Raw genomic sequence first — 16,019 nt, 5'->3', positions numbered from 1 at the left:
GTCATTTTGATTGAAAACGTGTACAATACAATTAAATAAAGATTTATTTTCTTAGCGTTTCTTTTTGACTATTTAAATAATCTAAACAACAAAGTTAAATTTACTAAATATTTACTTAAAGGAAGGATTGATTATTTTGACTATTTCAACTGAATCATTTGGACAAGGAATGCTTCTTTACACACTGACGAATAAAAATGGTGTGACTTTAAAAGCAACAGATTTTGGTGCGCGAATTGTTGCGCTCGACGTTCCTCTTACAAAAAATGAATCCCGATCACTCGTGCTAGGCTTTCCCTCAGCAGATGAATATTTGTCTAAAGACTTATATTTTGGTGCAACAATTGGTCGAACAGCTGGCCGAATTGCCGATGGCTCCTTTGAACTAGCGGGTAAAACGTATCAAACGATGATTAATACTCCTACTCAAACAACACTTCACGGTGGCACACCTGGGTTTGAAAGTAAAAAATGGCACAGCGAAATCCAAGAGGCACAAGCGAATCCTTCTGTGAAATTTTGGCTAGAGAGTCCTGCTGGTGAAAATGGTTTTCCTGGAAATCTCACTGTTTCAGTCACGTATACATTGACTGAAGAAAATGAATGGCAAATTGAGTATCAGGCAACTACAGATGAACAAACACTTTTTAATCCAACCAATCATGTCTACTTTAATTTAACTGGAAATCCTGCAATCCCCATTGATGCGCATGAGTTACAAATAAATGCCCAAAAGTTTGTCCCGCTTGATGAAAGAGTTTTACCGCTTGGAGAATTAGCTTCCGTCGACCAGACAGCTTTTGATTTACAAAAACCTAAAAAATTAGCTGAGGTTTTTTCAAGTACCGATGAACAAATTCAAAAGATGAACGGCTTCGATCACCCTTTCATCTTAACCAATCATGATTTAATTAACCCAGATGTTATCTTAAAAAGTCCTACTAAAGATATCACCTTAGAGATGTTCACTGATCAACCTTCAGTTGTTATTTTTTCAGCAAATTTTGCTGATAACGGTCCCGATATTCAAGGGCAAAAATTAGTCAATCACGGAGCGCTCACATTTGAAACCCAAGTCTGTCCTGGTGCTGAAAGATTTCCGTTGTTCGGTTCTATCACCCTCTCACCTGAACAGGAATTTCACTCAACGACCCGTTTCAAACTAATTTATTAAGTGAAATGGTGCTCTTAACCAAGCTTATCTTCGAACTAAAAAAGATAAGAATGGTTAAGAGCACTTCTATTATTTGACATTTTTAATCGCTCCATTTACACTATTTTCAATTAGAAAGGCGGTGATGTCTATGTATGCAATCAAATTTTTTCATGGCTATTTAACTGCAGATGGTAAACGTACGCGAGATAAATCAGGTTGTTTAGTTTACCACTCTGAAAAAGAAGCACAAAAATTAGCAGATAAAATTGGCGGGAGAGTTAAAAAAATTGGATAACCTTAGGTAAAGGATAGATAAGCAAGGCTATTTTGCTATCTATCCTTTTTTATTTTACATATTCCTCGACTTATTGTGTTGATTTGATACAATAGAGAAAAAGCCTAAAGGAGCGCTTACATGAAACAAAATGACTTTGATTATATGCAAATGTTAAAAGGTGAATTATATTACGCCCCCACCATTTTACCCGAAAATAAATCAACAAAAGGCAAGGTGTTAGCTCAAAAAATCAATCAACTTCCTATCGATAACGTGAAAGAAATTGTGGCCCTAGAAAAAGAATTATTAGGAAAAACTGGCAATGAGTTATATATCACCCCACCCCTCTATGTAGATTACGGTCGCCATATTGAGGTAGGAGAAAATTTTTATGCAAATATGGATTGCATTTTTTTAGATGTAAACAAAATCATCTTCGGTGATAATGTCATGGTTGGCCCTCGTGCTAGTTTTTATACTGCCGGCCATCCAATTGATCCAACGATTCGAACTACAGAATTAGAATTCGGGACGCCAATTATTGTTGAAGATAACGTGTGGATTGGCGGAAGTGCCACCATTTTACCTGGCGTTACAATTGGAAAAAATGCTATTGTCGCTGCTGGTGCTGTGGTTACAAAAGACGTTCCTGCCAACACGATTGTTGGGGGTAATCCAGCAAAAGTCATTCGCAAAATTGATGAAAACGATCAGCAATTTTGGACAGAAAAGCAACGGCAGTATCAAATCGCTAAGAAGCAATTCTTTCATGAATAAAAAATCCCCAATCCAATGAAAATAACGGATTGGGGATTTTTTATTTTAATCTTCTTCATAATAATTAAACATCCAATGGATGCCAAACTGATCTTTTAGGGAACCATACTTTTTGGACCAAAAAGTTTCAGATAATGGCATTGTAACAGTGCCACCTTCAGATAATCGTTTAAATAAGCGATCAATTTTTTCATCATCATCTGTGCTAACCACGAGCGAAAGGTTATTTCCTTCCGTAACTTCAAAACCAAACATATCAGGAACATCTGAAATCATTACATAGGTTCCTTCAATAATGATACTTGCGTTCATCACTAAATCCTTTATCTCGTCGTTTATAGGATGCTCAGGATCTTCAGGTGCTTCGCCAAAAGTCATTAAATTTTGACATTTTGTATCAAAAACATCTTCATAGAACGCAATTGCTTCTTTTGCTTCACCTTTAAAATTTATATACAGCTCTAACAAATGACTCACCTTCTTTCATGATCAAATTTTATACTTTATTTTCTCATGATTTGTCAGAAAGCAAAAATAGTCTGCTTAAAAATCTGATTTTTCTAGTAACAAGGTAACAAATTTTTCCAAATACAGTTGGTCAACCGCATCATAGCTATTTGTTACACCACTATCAATATCTAAAACACCGACCAATTGATGATTTTTTACCATCGGTACAACGATTTCAGACATCGCAGCTGAGTCACAAGAAATATAATTGGCGTGTGTCTTCACGTTATCAACAATCAATGTAGCTTGTTTTTCCGCGGACTCACCACAAACACCTTTGCCCATTTTAATTCTGGTACAAGAGACTTTCCCTTGAAAAGGCCCCAAAACTAATTCTTCATTTTTATATAAATAATACCCAGCAAAAACGGTGTCTGGTAACGTTTGTGCAAGTAACGCGGACGAGTTTGCTAAATTTGCAATAGCATCCGTTTCTATTTCTAACAAACCGCTCAATTGTTGTAAGCACAATTCGTAGGCTGCTTTTTTGTTTTCTCTCGTTTGTTCAGTCATGCTTGGTTCATCTCCTTCATTTTGTCTTATTATAAAGGAAGATACGCAAAAGTGCTATGTTAAAGTGAGTCAAACAAACTTGAAACGCTGATCCACGTTGTGAGCAGAAGCACTTTATACGCATTAAACTGTGACGAGTAACCGCAGGACTGACACTATGCGTTGCTCAGAGCTGAACCCTGTTTCCTCTGTTTGGCTTTTTAGCATTCTATTTCTACCTAATTTTAAAGCAAGTTAAACCCATTGTCCTTTCAACATAATCTGGCGTTTCTGTGGTTTTCTAGCAATCACTTCTGCTGTAGAAGCTGCTTCTGTAAAGATAAAGTTTGCTTCGTCGCCTTCTGTAAACCAAAGACGTTCTTCTTCAAATGAAAAAGGTGCTTCTTTGCCACAGCCATGGACGTAAGCTTGAGTAAGTTGCTCTTCTGTAATCTTTCCTGTCATTTCACAAAAATTACGTAATTTTTCAAATAAATCACCTGAAACATTAGAACTCCAAGAGTCAAAAAAGCCATCACTACCTAAATGAACCGATACACCAGCTTGGCGTAACACATCAATTGGTGGCAATAAATAACGAGGATCATAGGGAATTGTAGACATAATCGCCGTTTGATGCGTTGCCAAGCGTTGGTATAGTTTTTCTTTTTCTGCTGGTCGTACATCTAGCAGCGCAAAGGCGTGACTGATAGCGGTTCGCTGAGTAAATTTTCGTTCTTCCAAAATGTCTAAAAATTTATCAATTGTATAAACGCCAACTTCCCCCGTATCATGCAAGTGGATATCGATTCCTACTTGAAATTCTTCTGCCAGATCGAAAATAGTTTCTAAAGATTCTTCAATTGCATAATCAATGCCTGCAGGATCTAAACCACCAACCATTGTTCCACCATTTTTTAGGGCTTCTCTCATGAGTAAAACCGTTTGGGGATTTTTTAATAATCCATGCTGTGGAAAGACAACAATATCATAATCAATCACATGCGCATATTTTTCTAAGGCTCTTTTGACGCCCCAGAAGTTTTCTAGTTCTACATAAGGATCAATGTTGACATGTGTCCGAATATAAGAGGTTCCATACCCAATCAATTTTTCAATCATGGCCGTCGCTCGTTGTTCTGTTGACGGCGCTAACAATTTAAGTTCACTGGCTTCGTCTGCTAAACGCTCTTTTAAATTCTTAACAGGTTGGCTAGCACGCCAGCCTAATGAAAGGTAGGTTTTATCTAAGTGATTATGGCTCTCTTGAAAAGCGGGAATAGCCAGTTGTCCGTTTAAATCAGTGCCTTGTTGCTTTTCAGTGACTTGATTTTGCGGAATAATCGCTTGGATTTTGCCTTCTTGAATCGCTAAAGTATAGCGTGCGGTTTTAGTATACGTTAATTCGTGGTGGTCTTTAGCAAAACCAGTTTCTAAACGAACATTATTCAAATAAACAATGGATGCTGTCATTCTCTTTCCCCCTTTTGAACGGCTTCAACCAGTTGTCCTTTTAGTATCAGTTGTTGGATTGGCTGTTGGCGTGCAATCACGTGAGCAGTGCTCTCAGCATTAAATAGTAGGAAATCTGCAGAATCGCCGACGTTAGGCCAAACTCGCTGCCCGTTAGGATCAAGAGGCGTTACAAAATTACTCGCTAAGCCCCATAAACGATTCAAGCGATACTCATCGCTAATTTTAAATCTTTGAGCGGCTGTATTTAATTTTTCTATTGTATTGCCACTGCCAAAAGGCGACCAATGATCCGTCAAACTGTCATGAGCCACGGAGATCTTAACACCTTGTTCAACCAAGGTTGGAATCGGCATGGTAGGCATTCCAATCGGTACAGTCGAAGTCAAATCAATCCCTGTTTCGATGAATTTTTGCGCAATGTCTCTAATTGCTGCTTCTTCTAAGCTCCCCAAAGCTAAAGCATGACTTAAAGTAACTTTGCCAAACATCTTTGCTTGTTCTGTATAATCAACAAATTTATTAAATTCATAAAGTCCCAAAGTATCACGGGCGTGTAAATGAACATCAATTTTTTTATTAAATGTGGTAGCTAGTTCAAATATTTTTGCGATTGAATGATCCACATGACGATCCACAAGGGCTGGATCAACGCCGCCGACATGAGTTGCCCCCATGCGTAAGGCTTCGCGCATCAAAGGTTCGACTTGTGAGCGGAGTAATCCGTGTTGAGGAAAAGCCACAATTTCATGAGTAATGTATTGTTCATATCGACTAAATGCTTCTTTAGTGATTTCAATATGTTTCGTTCCAATAGATGGATCTACATTACAATGACTGCGAATATGATAATGGCCTTGTTGAATATACTGCTCAATAACTTGGCAAGCACGTTCTAAACTAGTTGGTAATTGTTCAGGTAACAGCCAAGTTTCTTCTTCAATACGTGTTAAAATTCCTTTCGTTAGTGGACGACAGGCCTTCCAAGGTCCCCCAAAATACGTTTTATCAATATGAATATGCATTTCTCTTAGAGCAGGTAAAACGAGTTGCTGATTCACATCGATAACTGTTTCGCTCTCTAAAGGCCTTAACTGCGGTGCGACCGCAGTACAGACCTCGTTTTCAATTCGAATATCATAGCTAGCTGTTTCTGTCGCAACAATTCGCTGATTCACAGTAGAAAATCCTGTTTCTAATTTACAGTTTTTTAAAAGCATGACAAACCCCTTCCTACCTTCATTCAATTAGTTAACATAAGCCCATTTTAAACTGTACGTAGGTCCAAATGAATGCCAATACAGATCCTTGATTTTTTGATTAGCTAATACAGAAATGCTTCGATTGTAGATTGGTGCTAAAACCGTTTCCTGATTCACCAAAATATCTTGTGCTTGAGCAAAGTCATTTAAACGAGCCTCTTGATCAGCCGCATGTGTTGTTCTAGTTTCTTGAATTAATTGATCATACGTATCACTCTTGAACGTTACGCCGCCCAAGGTACTATCCGAAGTAAAGATGCGCATAACTGTTAATGGATCACGATAATCGGTTCCCCAACCAGATAATTCTAAATCATAGTCTCTCGTTTGATCACGATCAACACGAATAGTAAAAGGAACTTGAGTAACATTCACTTCTAATCCATCTAGATTTTCTTCCAATTGAAATTGGAAAAACTCAGCAGCTTTTTTGGCGCTGTCTGTATCATCTGTTAAAAATTCTAATTTGATTTTATCCAGCCCAATTTCTTTTTTCCCTTTTTCCCAGAATTCTTTTGCTTTCGCTGTATCGTAGGTTAAGTAGTTATTTTTCTTAGCAGCTAGTTTTGTGAAATCTGTTCCATCTGGCGCAATCGTTTGTCCCGGAGGAATTACTTGATCTGTAGCCGTTGATTGATCTTGCAAGACTTCTTTTACAAAACTTTCTTTATCAAAAGCTTGTGCCAACGCTTTACGAATATTGTTGTTCGCTAAAGCCGGATTTTCTTTTCCATCACGAACGCTGTTCATTTTTAAAAAGTATGTGACGAATTGAGGAATTGAAAGAAAGGCTGGATTATCAACATAACCAGGAATAAATTCACCACTTAGCTTATTCACTACATCCAATTCATTCGAGTCAAACAAATTCACCGCTGTCGTTGGGCTCTTAATTACTGAAACTTTCGCTTCTGTTAATTTAACTTTTTCAGCATCCCAATACGTATCATTTTTTTCGTAGGTCCAGTCATCGGAAGAGGCATTATCCCATTCTTTCAATTTAAAAGGACCATTATAAATCAAATGTTCTGCATCAGTGGCATATTTATCCCCTTGTTCTTTGATATATTTTTCATTTTGTGGAAACAAAACAGGAAACGAAAGCAAAGATTTCAAATAAGGGGTGGGCCGTTCTAAAGTTATTTCTAACGTTTTATCATCTAGCGCCTTAACCCCAAGAGTATTCACATCTGCGCCTTCTAAAGCAATTTCCTTAGCATTTTTAATGACATCAAAAAATAAAGCTTGATGAATCGATCCTGATTTAGGGGAAGCAACTTGTTGCCATGCATAAACAAAGTCATTTGCTGTTACTGGATCATCATTCGACCATTTGGCATCTTCTCTAATCTTAAATGTATAAACGGTTTCATCTTCAGAAATCGCTGGTTCTTCGGCAGCGACCCCCAACTCTAATTCATCTTCTTTACCTAAAACATAGAGTCCTTCATAAACTTGATTCATGACTAAAGTCGAGGTCGTATCCCCCGCTGTGTGTGGTTCCATTGTCGAAATAGCCGCTTCAGAACTAATTGCAATTTTTTGTTCCGCTGCTTTGTTACTATCAGCCGAGTTTCCCGTTCCCGTCTGACAAGCAGTTAAAGCTAAAAGCAAACCGACGCATCCTAACATTTTTAATTTCTTCATACCGATCCCTCCATTTTACAAACTATAACCTTCAAAGTTACCAGAATTTTCTGATAAAATATAGAAAAAGAAGCATATCTGATAAGAGTCTCAAAAAACTTACAGATTATAGAAATACTTGAGAAATTTAAAGTAGCTGAAACAATAGTAAAAGCATTAAAAATTAAGTATACTATTGCTATATCTTTAAACAATGCGTTTCTATAGGTTGTAAGCGCTGATTGTTCTTATTTGGTCACTTGTGACTACCAATCACGTGATGACTTGGAACTTTTTTCTATTAGTATAAGGATACCTTATTTTCCCTAAAATAGTTTTGTAACATCTTACAATAAATACACTTAATTTTTAGATAATTCATACAAAAGGAGGCCTTGCTAATGATGACGGTCAATGATCTACTCCATGCAGAAGAACTACCTGGTTTAACCTTATTGACGCACGAGACCAATTTAGATGCGCCAATTCTACAAGCAAATATTTTAGAAAATCCTGATGCTTTTGACTGGTTAACGCCAGGAGAAATTTTATTAACTACCGGCTATATTTTCAAAGATCAGCCTTGCTTGCAAAAACGTCTTATTCAAGAACTAGCAAATATGAACTGCGCTGCTCTAGGCTTTAAAGTCCAACGCTATTTCAATGAAGTTCCACAAGAGATGATCCAATTAGCGAATGACGTCGGATTACCAATTCTCTCAATCCCTTATAATTACAACTTTTCTCAAATTATTTCATTGGTCAATCGCCGAGTCAATCAACCTGACGAAACGATTAGCCAACATTCTGTTCATATGCATAATAAATTTTATACAATTATCAAAGCTGGCGGAAAAAGTACCCAATTACTAGAAGTATTAAGTGCCGCGATTCAAGCGCCTGTAATGCTTTTAGACGAGCGTTTTCAGATTATGAATCATTTTGATTTACCTGATGCGCCAACAAGAATCACAAGTATTTTAAACAACGCGACTCTCAAAAAACAGTTTGAGACAGCTTTAAAAGCCCAGAACAATGAGCTCCTATTATTTTATAAAGAACCATTGACTGTTGAATTTTCCTTAGCGAACCATCAGTTATCTTTGCGAATTTTACCCATCAAAAAGAAAAATCTCAGCTTATCTTACTTAGTGATTTGGCAAACTACCAAAAAATTACAGACGATTGATTTATTATCTGTAGAGGTCTGTGCTCACTACCTTTTACCACAACTTCAATTAGAATCTTCGGAAAATTTAACAACGAGGCAAAAGATTGGGGCGCTGTTTCAAGACCTTATCCAAGAAAAAAATACCAATCCTCAAGCTTGGCAAGAATTTAGTAATTATCTGCAATTAAATGATAAAGACACATTTAGTCTCTTGCTTGTAGCCATTGAACAATTGGAACAACTGTTTAATCCGACTATTCAAATGAATAGCATTGGCCATCAATTGAATCATATTTTAGAAGGATATCGACAAAAAATTACTGCCTTTCCTACACAAACTGGCTTTATTTTATTACTAGAAAATCCAGCACAAGAGGAGGCCACCTACCTTGCACAAACCACTCATCTTGCCAAGAATTTACTAGAGCAACTAATGAAACTGAATCCAAAATTATCATTTAAATTAGCGATTGGTCCAACTGTCAAGAAAATCACCAATCTGTGTGATTCTTATAAATTAGCACAAGAAACATTCCACTTAGCACAAGCAAGTCAAGAATTACAACAACGAACTATTTTGAATTATGACGACCTCTTTTTTTATCGTTTAATGATCGAAACCCTGACCAAACAAGCCAAACAAAAAATATATCAACGATTGATTGAACCATTAGAAAAAGAAGATCAAAAACATGAAAGTTCCCTACTAGAAACCATCAACACCTACTTTCAATCGAATAAAAATATTTCGTTGACTGCCACAAATATGTATGTACATCGTAATACAATTATTTACCGCTTAAAAAAAATAGAAGAGATTCTTCACTTAACTTTAGAATTTCCTGATAGTTCGCTACAACTAAGTTTGGCTGTTTATTTATATAAACAAAAATTACTATAAAAAGGCCACCACGAATAGTAAATCGTGGCGGCTTTTTTAACTGTTTCAATTTTGTTAGCGAATAATCATTACAGAAATTGGGGCATATCGAGCCATATAAGCTGCTTGGCTACCAAAAAAGCTTTTTAATTTGCTAGTTGACTTGGAGCCAATAATTAACAAATCTGGTTTATTCAAAGGAATAAGCTTATTAATAATTAATTCCCCTGGATTTCCTTCATTGACAATTACACTTACTTTATCGATGCCATTCGCTAACGCTTCTTGTTGATATTTTTCCGTTTGTTTCTCTAATTTCGCCAACTGTTCTTGCCAATAATTTTTATCTAACGATTGGTAAACATTAATCTCTTTCTCTTCTAAAATCGAAACAATAACCAATTCAGCTTGTTCTTCTTTTGCTTTTTGGATAGCATAATGAAATGCTTTTAACGCATCTGGCGACTCTTCAACACCAACCATAATTTTTGAAAATTTCATTATTTAACCTCCTCTACTTGTTGCTCCATAGCTGCAAGCTGCTGTGCGTATCGTTTATCGCCTTTATATAATTCCACAACCGTCCAAACTAACAAGAGGATGACGAGTGCTATGATGACATAGGCAATATTATCGGCTAACGTAATTTGACTCGCTGTCGGATTATCACCGAAAAATCCTTCAATTTGATCAGGTAAGCCTTTCATATTGAGGTAAATTAAGCCAATGACAGAAACCCAGCCTAACAATTTAATTAACCACGAGTTTTTAAAATGTTCACCCATTTCAACACGGCTATCTGTAAACATCAGTAAAGGCAACATCGAAAATGGCAAAGCAAATGCTAGAAAAACTTGTGAATTGTTCATTAAATTATTAATCGCGATATGCTCTTCCACTGTACTTTTCCCGCTGGTCATTAAAACACAGATTAAGACAGGAATAACAGATAACAAACGTGTGACCATCCGACGTAACCAAATTGGTACGCGCATATGAATAAACCCTTCCATAATAATTTGACCAGTTAAGGTTCCTGTAATTGTTGAATTTTGTCCTGATGCCAATAAGGCTACCGCAAATAAAATTGATAAAATTCCAGAACCTGCAATATGCGCTAAAATAGAATTACTCATAACCGCTGGATTTGATAAAGCATCAAACAAACCAAAGAATGAAGGATCTTTGACACTGCCGGATTTAAAAACGGCCACACCCATAATCAATAACAAAGAGTTAACAAAAAATGCCATCGTTAATTGAATATTAGAATCCCAAGTTGAAAAGCGTAAAGCGCGTTGAATATCGGTTTTATCTTTACGATCAATTTTACGACTTTGTACAACAGAAGAATGTAAATACAAATTATGAGGCATCACTGTTGCACCAATAATCCCCAATGCACCTGTCAGTGGCGTTTGCCCATTCACCGCATGTGATGTAGAAAAAGCTTCTGCGCTAGGAACCAGCCCTTTAATTACATCTCCCCATACTGGATTTGACAATGCCACTTGATAAGCAAAAATCACAAAAATAACAACAATTAAAGCAACAACAATAGCTTCAATTTTTCTAAAACCAATTTTTGTCAATAACAACAAGAGTAAAACATCAAATACCGTAATGAAGACAGCCAGACCTAAAGGAATATGAAATAATAAATATAAGGCAATTGCGCCCCCGATAACTTCAGCGATATCTGTAGCCATAATTGCTAACTCTGTTAAAATCCATAATACAATACCTAACGTCTTACTAGTTCTAGCACGAATCGCTTGTGCTAAATCCATCTGTGAAACAATGCCTAATTTAGCAGCCATATATTGGAGCAACATTGCAATCAAACTGGAAATTAAAATAATCGACATCAATAAATATTGAAAATTTTGTCCCCCAGTAATTGAAGTAGACCAGTTTCCTGGATCCATATACCCCACTGCTACCAATGCTCCTGGACCTGAGTAAGCAAATAACGTTTTCCAAAAACTCATATTTTTAGGCACGTCGATGGTGCCATTAATTTCTTCAAGCGAAGGACCATTTGCATATTCAATCAAATGATGTCTTTGCTTTGGTTCATGTTCTTCTGAATTTTTCAATTCAATTCCTTCTTTCGTTTTGCAATAATTTTAAAAGGCCCTTCCCATTAGATGGTTAACCTCTAATATATTTTAGGTACACCTAAAATATACTGCTAAAAATAACAAAATGCAAGACTTGAAAGAAAATTTTGACAGTGTAAAAATAGATTGTCGTAAATGTGCGGTCTTAAAGTTTGAAGAAATCAGGGTAGCTGGTAGTTGATTATCTTAAGAAGTAGAAAATAAGAGACCTAAGTCATTTCGGCTTAGGTCCCTTATTTTATTTTTATTCGGTTATTATATTAAGAATGGTTGCTACAATTTCTGTCGTGTCAGCTGAATGATTTCTAAAAATCTCGGTAAACTGAATCTGACGAAAACCTTCAAGTACTTCGGGCAACTTATTTTTCCCCCATTCAAAAGTTCCATCATTTCTTTTCAATAATCTCTGTAAAATTTCTTCTTTCTCGACCGCTAACAAAAAATGATAAACGTCAATGCCTGCTCGTCTCAGATATCCAATCAGCTCTTCTTCATATTCATTTTTATAAAGGGTCATTGGAACAATAATCGGCCGTCCAGACTCTTTGGACATTCGTTTTAATAAATGAGCATTCCAGCAACGCCATTCCTGATACTCTTGAAAATCATTTTCTTTCATTTCTTCGGGAACTAGCTCCATCAATGCACTACCAATAATTTCTGGATCATAAATGATTGCATTGGGAAGTTTTTGTTGTAACTCATGTGCAATGGTCGTTTTTCCGGCTCCAAACGCACCGTTTAACCAAATAATCATCATAATTTCCTTTCTTCTGAACAAATTTCTTTGTTGTTTAATTTAGGTGCTAGATTACTTTTAATTTTTTTAGCCATTCACTTATAGTTACTACTTACATCTTTAACAGTAAACGAGACAAACTAAAAATACAACATCCTACGCTATTAACCTCGGGTTACATAACATACTCATCTGATAATTTCTCCCTAAAAAAACAGAATGTGGGCAATCTTTTTAAGAATCATTGAATAGAATAACAACAAACAGTAATTCAGGTATAACCAGCTAGAAATTGTTTTATTTTTAGTCACGAGTATGATAAGCATGTAAATCAAATAGAATCATATTAGGTGAGGTTACTCTGAAGAACACAGGTTATCGCTCGGAAATGTCGAGAGACAGTAACGAGTAAAGCAGGGATTGTCGAATTAAGGCTTTCCTAAGATAACTAGAATTTTTTTCTTACGTCTCAGAAAGCCAAAGCTCAATTATTGTGATTACCCTATAATCTTCTTCTTTTATTCGGCGACCTCTTTAATATGATTAATTGGAGGTTTTTAAATTGAAAGCTGTCACTGCATCATCTAAGAAAAATACCCTACTTGCTAAAAGTATCGGGAATCTTACCTTGCTCATCATTTTAGGCATTTTCATTTTTATCATCGTCTTCTCTTGGCTAAAAATGAATCGCCCTCTTCACACCCTTCCCTCAGAAGAATTCCTCGCAAAACCAAGTAAAACAGATGATTTCTTATCTCCATCAAATCTTTTTTACTTTTCAATTCGAACCATGTTTCGAATGATTGTGGGGATGGCTTGGTCCTTCCTGTTTTCCTTTGTTTTTGGTATTTTAGCCGTAAAATATAAAACGGCACGAAGAGTCATTTTACCATTAGTTAATTTCCTTGAATCCGTTCCATTACTAGGCTTTTTGACCTTTACAACTGCTTGGTTACTTGGTTTATTTCCAGGAAATGTGATGGGCGCAGAAGCGGTTGCTATTTTTGCCATCTTCACAGGTCAAGCTTGGAACATCATGTTGACTCTTTATCAAATAATGGAAGTTATTCCTTCAGATCTAGTCAATGTGACCGATCAGTTTAAGTACAATGCTTGGGAAAAATTTTGGCGTCTTGAATTTGTTTACTCAATTCCTGGCTTACTTTGGAACGTTATTATTTCTCAAACTGCGGCTTGGTTTGCCTTGGTGGCCAGCGAGCAAGCTTCTGTTGCCTTTCCTAAAGAAACCAACCTTTATTTACCAGGAATTGGTTCTTATATCCAAGTAGCATTAAATCGAGCCGACTTTAAATCCTGTTTATGGGCTGTTTTTGCCTTATTAATCAATGTGGTGATTTTAAACTTTTTAGTTTTTCAACCTTTAGTTCGAGCCACTTATTATTTTAAATATGAAACAGATGTCGAAAGTACGACGCCACCTAAATCCATCATTTATCATTTATTAAAAAAAGCAACTTTAACGAAATACTTTTCAAAAGCTTTTGTGAAATTCAGTCATTTTTGGATTTACGATTTACCAAAAGTTTGGTACTTTTTCAAGCTAGACTATCTCTATCGATTACTAGCAAAATTACGCCATTTCTTCAAAACATTATGGTATGTCAGCTTAACCATTATTGGGGTTTATTGTTCTATTAAGCTCTATCATTTCTTGCCCCATCAAGATTTCAGCATGATTCCTAGATTAACCCTTTATACTACACTACGGGTTACCTTGGCCATGGTCGTTGCTGGCATTATCTTTACTCCCTTAGCAATCTGGGTTGCGAATGATAATCGGCGCTTAAGTATCGTTCAACCGATTGGACAAATTTTAGGCTCCATTCCGTCAAATGTTTATACTCCATTCATTGTGTTGATTATTAGTATGGGCTTCAACAAATTAGAATGGTGGATTCTACCACTCATCATGGTTGGTTGCCAATGGTATTTTTTCTTTAATGTAATTGCTGGCTACTTAGCCATCCCTGATGATATTCGTGACGTAACCAAACTTTTTAAATTATCTAAATGGCAATGGTGGACAAAATTTTTGATCCCTTCTATTTTACCTTACCTCATTACAGCAATTATTAACGCTGCTGGTGCTGCTTGGAACGCTGATATCGCAGCAGAAAGCATTCAATGGGGAAAAAAATCAATAGATGTTACTGGCCTAGGACAATATATTGCGGCAAACGATGGCGTAAAAGATAAATCTGCCTTAGGAACCTTAGCGATGTGTTTCGTTGTTGGTTTATGTATCGCCTTTGTTTGGCAGCCTTTATATCGAGCAGCAAAACAAAAATTTCACTATTAATAGCTGGACGACTCAACTCGACTAAATTTTTAAGATAAACTAGAGAGGAGAACGATAGGTGATTTCCCTTTGCCTATCTAATAAGACGATGGAAAATAAAGAATTATTAAGCATAAAATCAGTATATAAAGAATTTGAAATTGAAGGACATTCAGAACATTTAAAAGTCCTTGAAAATATTGATTTAACGGTTAAAACGAATGAATTTTTAAGTATTATCGGACAATCAGGAACAGGAAAATCAACGTTGCTCAGAAGTATCGCTGGACTTCTTCGTACAACTAGAGGTGAAATTACTTTTGAAGATAAAATCATTAATGAGCCTGATGCCAATATCGGCATGGTTTTTCAACATTTTGCCCTTTTTCCTTGGTTGACAGTTGAAAAAAATATCAGCTTTGGCTTAGAAAACCGTAAAGAAATTTCCCGTGAACAAATAAATAAAAGAGTCAGTAATCTCATTGAAATGATTGGTTTAACTGGTTTTGAAAAAGCATATCCCAGAGAGTTATCTGGTGGAATGAAACAGCGTGTAGGCTTTGCTCGTGCTTTAGCCATCGAACCTAGCTTATTGCTCTTAGACGAACCTTTTTCAGCTTTAGATATCATTACAGCCAGCCAATTATCTAACGATTTATTAGAAATTTGGCTAAACAATCAAATTGCGACTAAATCAATTGTAATGATCACGCATGACGTTCAACAAGCAGTCCAACTTTCTGATCGGGTTGTATTAATGGATGCAAATCCTGGTCGTATTGCCAAAATTTACTCAATCGATATCCCCAGAAATCAACGTTCGCCAAAAACAACCATTGATATTGTAGAACAAATAACAGAAGAAATGGTTCGTCGCATTCATTTGTAAATAGAACTGTTTTGACTTCTGCTTATGTCTTGACAAAGAGTTACTTAAAAGACTATTATTTCTTTGTAATAAGTTAGGTGAGGCTCCTATACAAACATAGGCTATTGCTCAGAAATGTCGAGAGACACCAATGAGTAGAACAAGACTGGTCGAGGAGAAGGCTTTTCTCAAAATAGCTAAGAGTGATCTTTACGTTGTATAGTGCTAAAGCTCAACGTTCATGTTGATGTATCTTTTTAGTCTCTAGTTAATCAGTTAAGTACTTTTATTTAAAATTAAGAGAGGAGTGAAAGTATGACTACTATGTTAGCAATCATTGGAACTGTTGCAATCATCACAGTTCAA

15 protein-coding genes and 2 riboswitches (1 of these 17 cut by a window edge) are annotated in these 16,019 nt (G+C 36.2%); of the genes, 7 read left to right on the top strand and 8 right to left on the bottom strand.

What is annotated here, in order from left to right:
* Positions 1–169 precede the first annotated feature (169 nt).
* From galM to IGL93_RS04160, 3 genes are all read left to right on the top strand, one after another.
* Positions 170–1,174 (top strand): galactose-1-epimerase, encoded by a 1,005-nt coding sequence (galM, locus tag IGL93_RS04170; RefSeq protein ID WP_025192666.1) that lies wholly within the window; start codon positions 170–172, stop codon positions 1,172–1,174.
* A gap of 130 nt (positions 1,175–1,304) precedes the next feature.
* Complete coding sequence (locus IGL93_RS04165; RefSeq protein ID WP_002384758.1) at positions 1,305–1,451, top strand: hypothetical protein; 147 nt, start codon at positions 1,305–1,307, stop codon at positions 1,449–1,451.
* Between the two features lie 120 nt (positions 1,452–1,571).
* A complete protein-coding gene (locus tag IGL93_RS04160; RefSeq protein WP_010775712.1) occupies positions 1,572–2,210 on the top strand; it encodes a sugar O-acetyltransferase in 639 nt (212 codons plus the stop codon).
* A gap of 45 nt (positions 2,211–2,255) precedes the next feature.
* Here the strand turns inward: IGL93_RS04160 and IGL93_RS04155 are convergent, their stop codons facing one another.
* From IGL93_RS04155 to IGL93_RS04135, 5 genes are all read right to left on the bottom strand, one after another.
* Positions 2,256–2,687 (bottom strand): VOC family protein, encoded by a 432-nt coding sequence (locus IGL93_RS04155; RefSeq protein ID WP_002382065.1) that lies wholly within the window; start codon positions 2,685–2,687, stop codon positions 2,256–2,258.
* Between the two features lie 66 nt (positions 2,688–2,753).
* Complete coding sequence (locus tag IGL93_RS04150) at positions 2,754–3,233, bottom strand: GAF domain-containing protein (protein ID WP_002365470.1); 480 nt, start codon at positions 3,231–3,233, stop codon at positions 2,754–2,756.
* 234 nt (positions 3,234–3,467) lie between these two features.
* Positions 3,468–4,685, bottom strand: coding sequence for an amidohydrolase (locus IGL93_RS04145; protein ID WP_010775711.1), 1,218 nt, complete (start codon positions 4,683–4,685; stop codon positions 3,468–3,470).
* On the bottom strand, positions 4,682–5,932 hold the full coding sequence (locus tag IGL93_RS04140) for an amidohydrolase family protein (RefSeq protein WP_016618214.1): 1,251 nt from the start codon (positions 5,930–5,932) through the stop codon (positions 4,682–4,684). Before IGL93_RS04140 ends, IGL93_RS04145 begins: the two co-directional genes overlap by 4 nt.
* The gene (locus IGL93_RS04135) at positions 5,933–7,594 is read right to left on the bottom strand and encodes a peptide ABC transporter substrate-binding protein (RefSeq protein WP_010713552.1); all 1,662 of its coding nucleotides are present in this window, start codon (positions 7,592–7,594) and stop codon (positions 5,933–5,935) included. It abuts the gene before it with no gap.
* Positions 7,595–7,974: 380 nt separating this feature from the next.
* Between IGL93_RS04135 and IGL93_RS04130 the strand changes: the two genes are divergently transcribed.
* Complete coding sequence (locus tag IGL93_RS04130; RefSeq protein WP_010775710.1) at positions 7,975–9,645, top strand: PucR family transcriptional regulator; 1,671 nt, start codon at positions 7,975–7,977, stop codon at positions 9,643–9,645.
* A gap of 54 nt (positions 9,646–9,699) precedes the next feature.
* On the opposite strand, the gene IGL93_RS04125 is transcribed toward IGL93_RS04130, so the two are convergent.
* The 3 genes from IGL93_RS04125 to IGL93_RS04115 form a co-directional block, all read right to left on the bottom strand.
* Entirely contained in the window at positions 9,700–10,125 is a 426-nt protein-coding gene (locus tag IGL93_RS04125) for a universal stress protein (protein ID WP_002358161.1), read from the bottom strand.
* Positions 10,125–11,723, bottom strand: coding sequence for an Nramp family divalent metal transporter (locus tag IGL93_RS04120; protein WP_002382010.1), 1,599 nt, complete (start codon positions 11,721–11,723; stop codon positions 10,125–10,127). Before IGL93_RS04120 ends, IGL93_RS04125 begins: the two co-directional genes overlap by 1 nt.
* A 268-nt stretch (positions 11,724–11,991) precedes the next feature.
* Positions 11,992–12,507 (bottom strand): AAA family ATPase, encoded by a 516-nt coding sequence (locus IGL93_RS04115; RefSeq protein WP_025192665.1) that lies wholly within the window; start codon positions 12,505–12,507, stop codon positions 11,992–11,994.
* A gap of 314 nt (positions 12,508–12,821) precedes the next feature.
* A riboswitch (M-box (ykoK) riboswitch) is annotated at positions 12,822–12,989 on the top strand.
* A gap of 44 nt (positions 12,990–13,033) precedes the next feature.
* On the opposite strand from IGL93_RS04115, the gene IGL93_RS04110 reads away from it, so the two are divergent.
* The 3 genes from IGL93_RS04110 to IGL93_RS04100 all read left to right on the top strand — a co-directional run.
* On the top strand, positions 13,034–14,806 hold the full coding sequence (locus tag IGL93_RS04110; protein ID WP_016617487.1) for an ABC transporter permease subunit: 1,773 nt from the start codon (positions 13,034–13,036) through the stop codon (positions 14,804–14,806).
* Positions 14,807–14,894: 88 nt separating this feature from the next.
* Positions 14,895–15,674, top strand: coding sequence for an ABC transporter ATP-binding protein (locus IGL93_RS04105; RefSeq protein ID WP_002360638.1), 780 nt, complete (start codon positions 14,895–14,897; stop codon positions 15,672–15,674).
* Positions 15,675–15,736: 62 nt separating this feature from the next.
* Positions 15,737–15,904: riboswitch (M-box (ykoK) riboswitch) on the top strand.
* A 64-nt stretch (positions 15,905–15,968) separates the two neighbouring features.
* A protein-coding gene (locus IGL93_RS04100; RefSeq protein ID WP_002401593.1) for a hypothetical protein crosses the window boundary here: on the top strand, positions 15,969–16,019 show its 5' end (the start). The gene runs 210 nt beyond the window's last position; the window shows 51 of its 261 coding nt (coding positions 1–51); it begins with the start codon at positions 15,969–15,971; its stop codon lies beyond the right edge, outside the window.

The sequence above is a fragment of the Enterococcus sp. DIV1328a genome (assembly GCF_050536905.1).
Taxonomy (GTDB): Bacteria; Bacillota; Bacilli; order Lactobacillales; family Enterococcaceae; genus Enterococcus; species Enterococcus faecalis.
This window is presented reverse-complemented; position numbering and strand designations above follow the sequence as displayed.

What these genes read in the sequence shown, in the direction of transcription:
- galM (WP_025192666.1), top strand. Translation starts at nt 170, where the DNA reads ATGCTTCTTTACACACTGACGAATAAAAATGGTGTGACTTTAAAAGCA.
- IGL93_RS04165 (WP_002384758.1), top strand. Translation starts at nt 1,305, where the DNA reads ATGTATGCAATCAAATTTTTTCATGGCTATTTAACTGCAGATGGTAAA.
- IGL93_RS04160 (WP_010775712.1), top strand. Translation starts at nt 1,572, where the DNA reads ATGAAACAAAATGACTTTGATTATATGCAAATGTTAAAAGGTGAATTA.
- IGL93_RS04150 (WP_002365470.1), bottom strand. Translation starts at nt 3,233, where the DNA reads ATGACTGAACAAACGAGAGAAAACAAAAAAGCAGCCTACGAATTGTGC.
- IGL93_RS04145 (WP_010775711.1), bottom strand. Translation starts at nt 4,685, where the DNA reads ATGACAGCATCCATTGTTTATTTGAATAATGTTCGTTTAGAAACTGGT.
- IGL93_RS04135 (WP_010713552.1), bottom strand. Translation starts at nt 7,594, where the DNA reads ATGAAGAAATTAAAAATGTTAGGATGCGTCGGTTTGCTTTTAGCTTTA.
- IGL93_RS04130 (WP_010775710.1), top strand. Translation starts at nt 7,975, where the DNA reads ATGATGACGGTCAATGATCTACTCCATGCAGAAGAACTACCTGGTTTA.
- IGL93_RS04125 (WP_002358161.1), bottom strand. Translation starts at nt 10,125, where the DNA reads ATGAAATTTTCAAAAATTATGGTTGGTGTTGAAGAGTCGCCAGATGCG.
- IGL93_RS04115 (WP_025192665.1), bottom strand. Translation starts at nt 12,507, where the DNA reads ATGATGATTATTTGGTTAAACGGTGCGTTTGGAGCCGGAAAAACGACC.
- IGL93_RS04105 (WP_002360638.1), top strand. Translation starts at nt 14,895, where the DNA reads ATGGAAAATAAAGAATTATTAAGCATAAAATCAGTATATAAAGAATTT.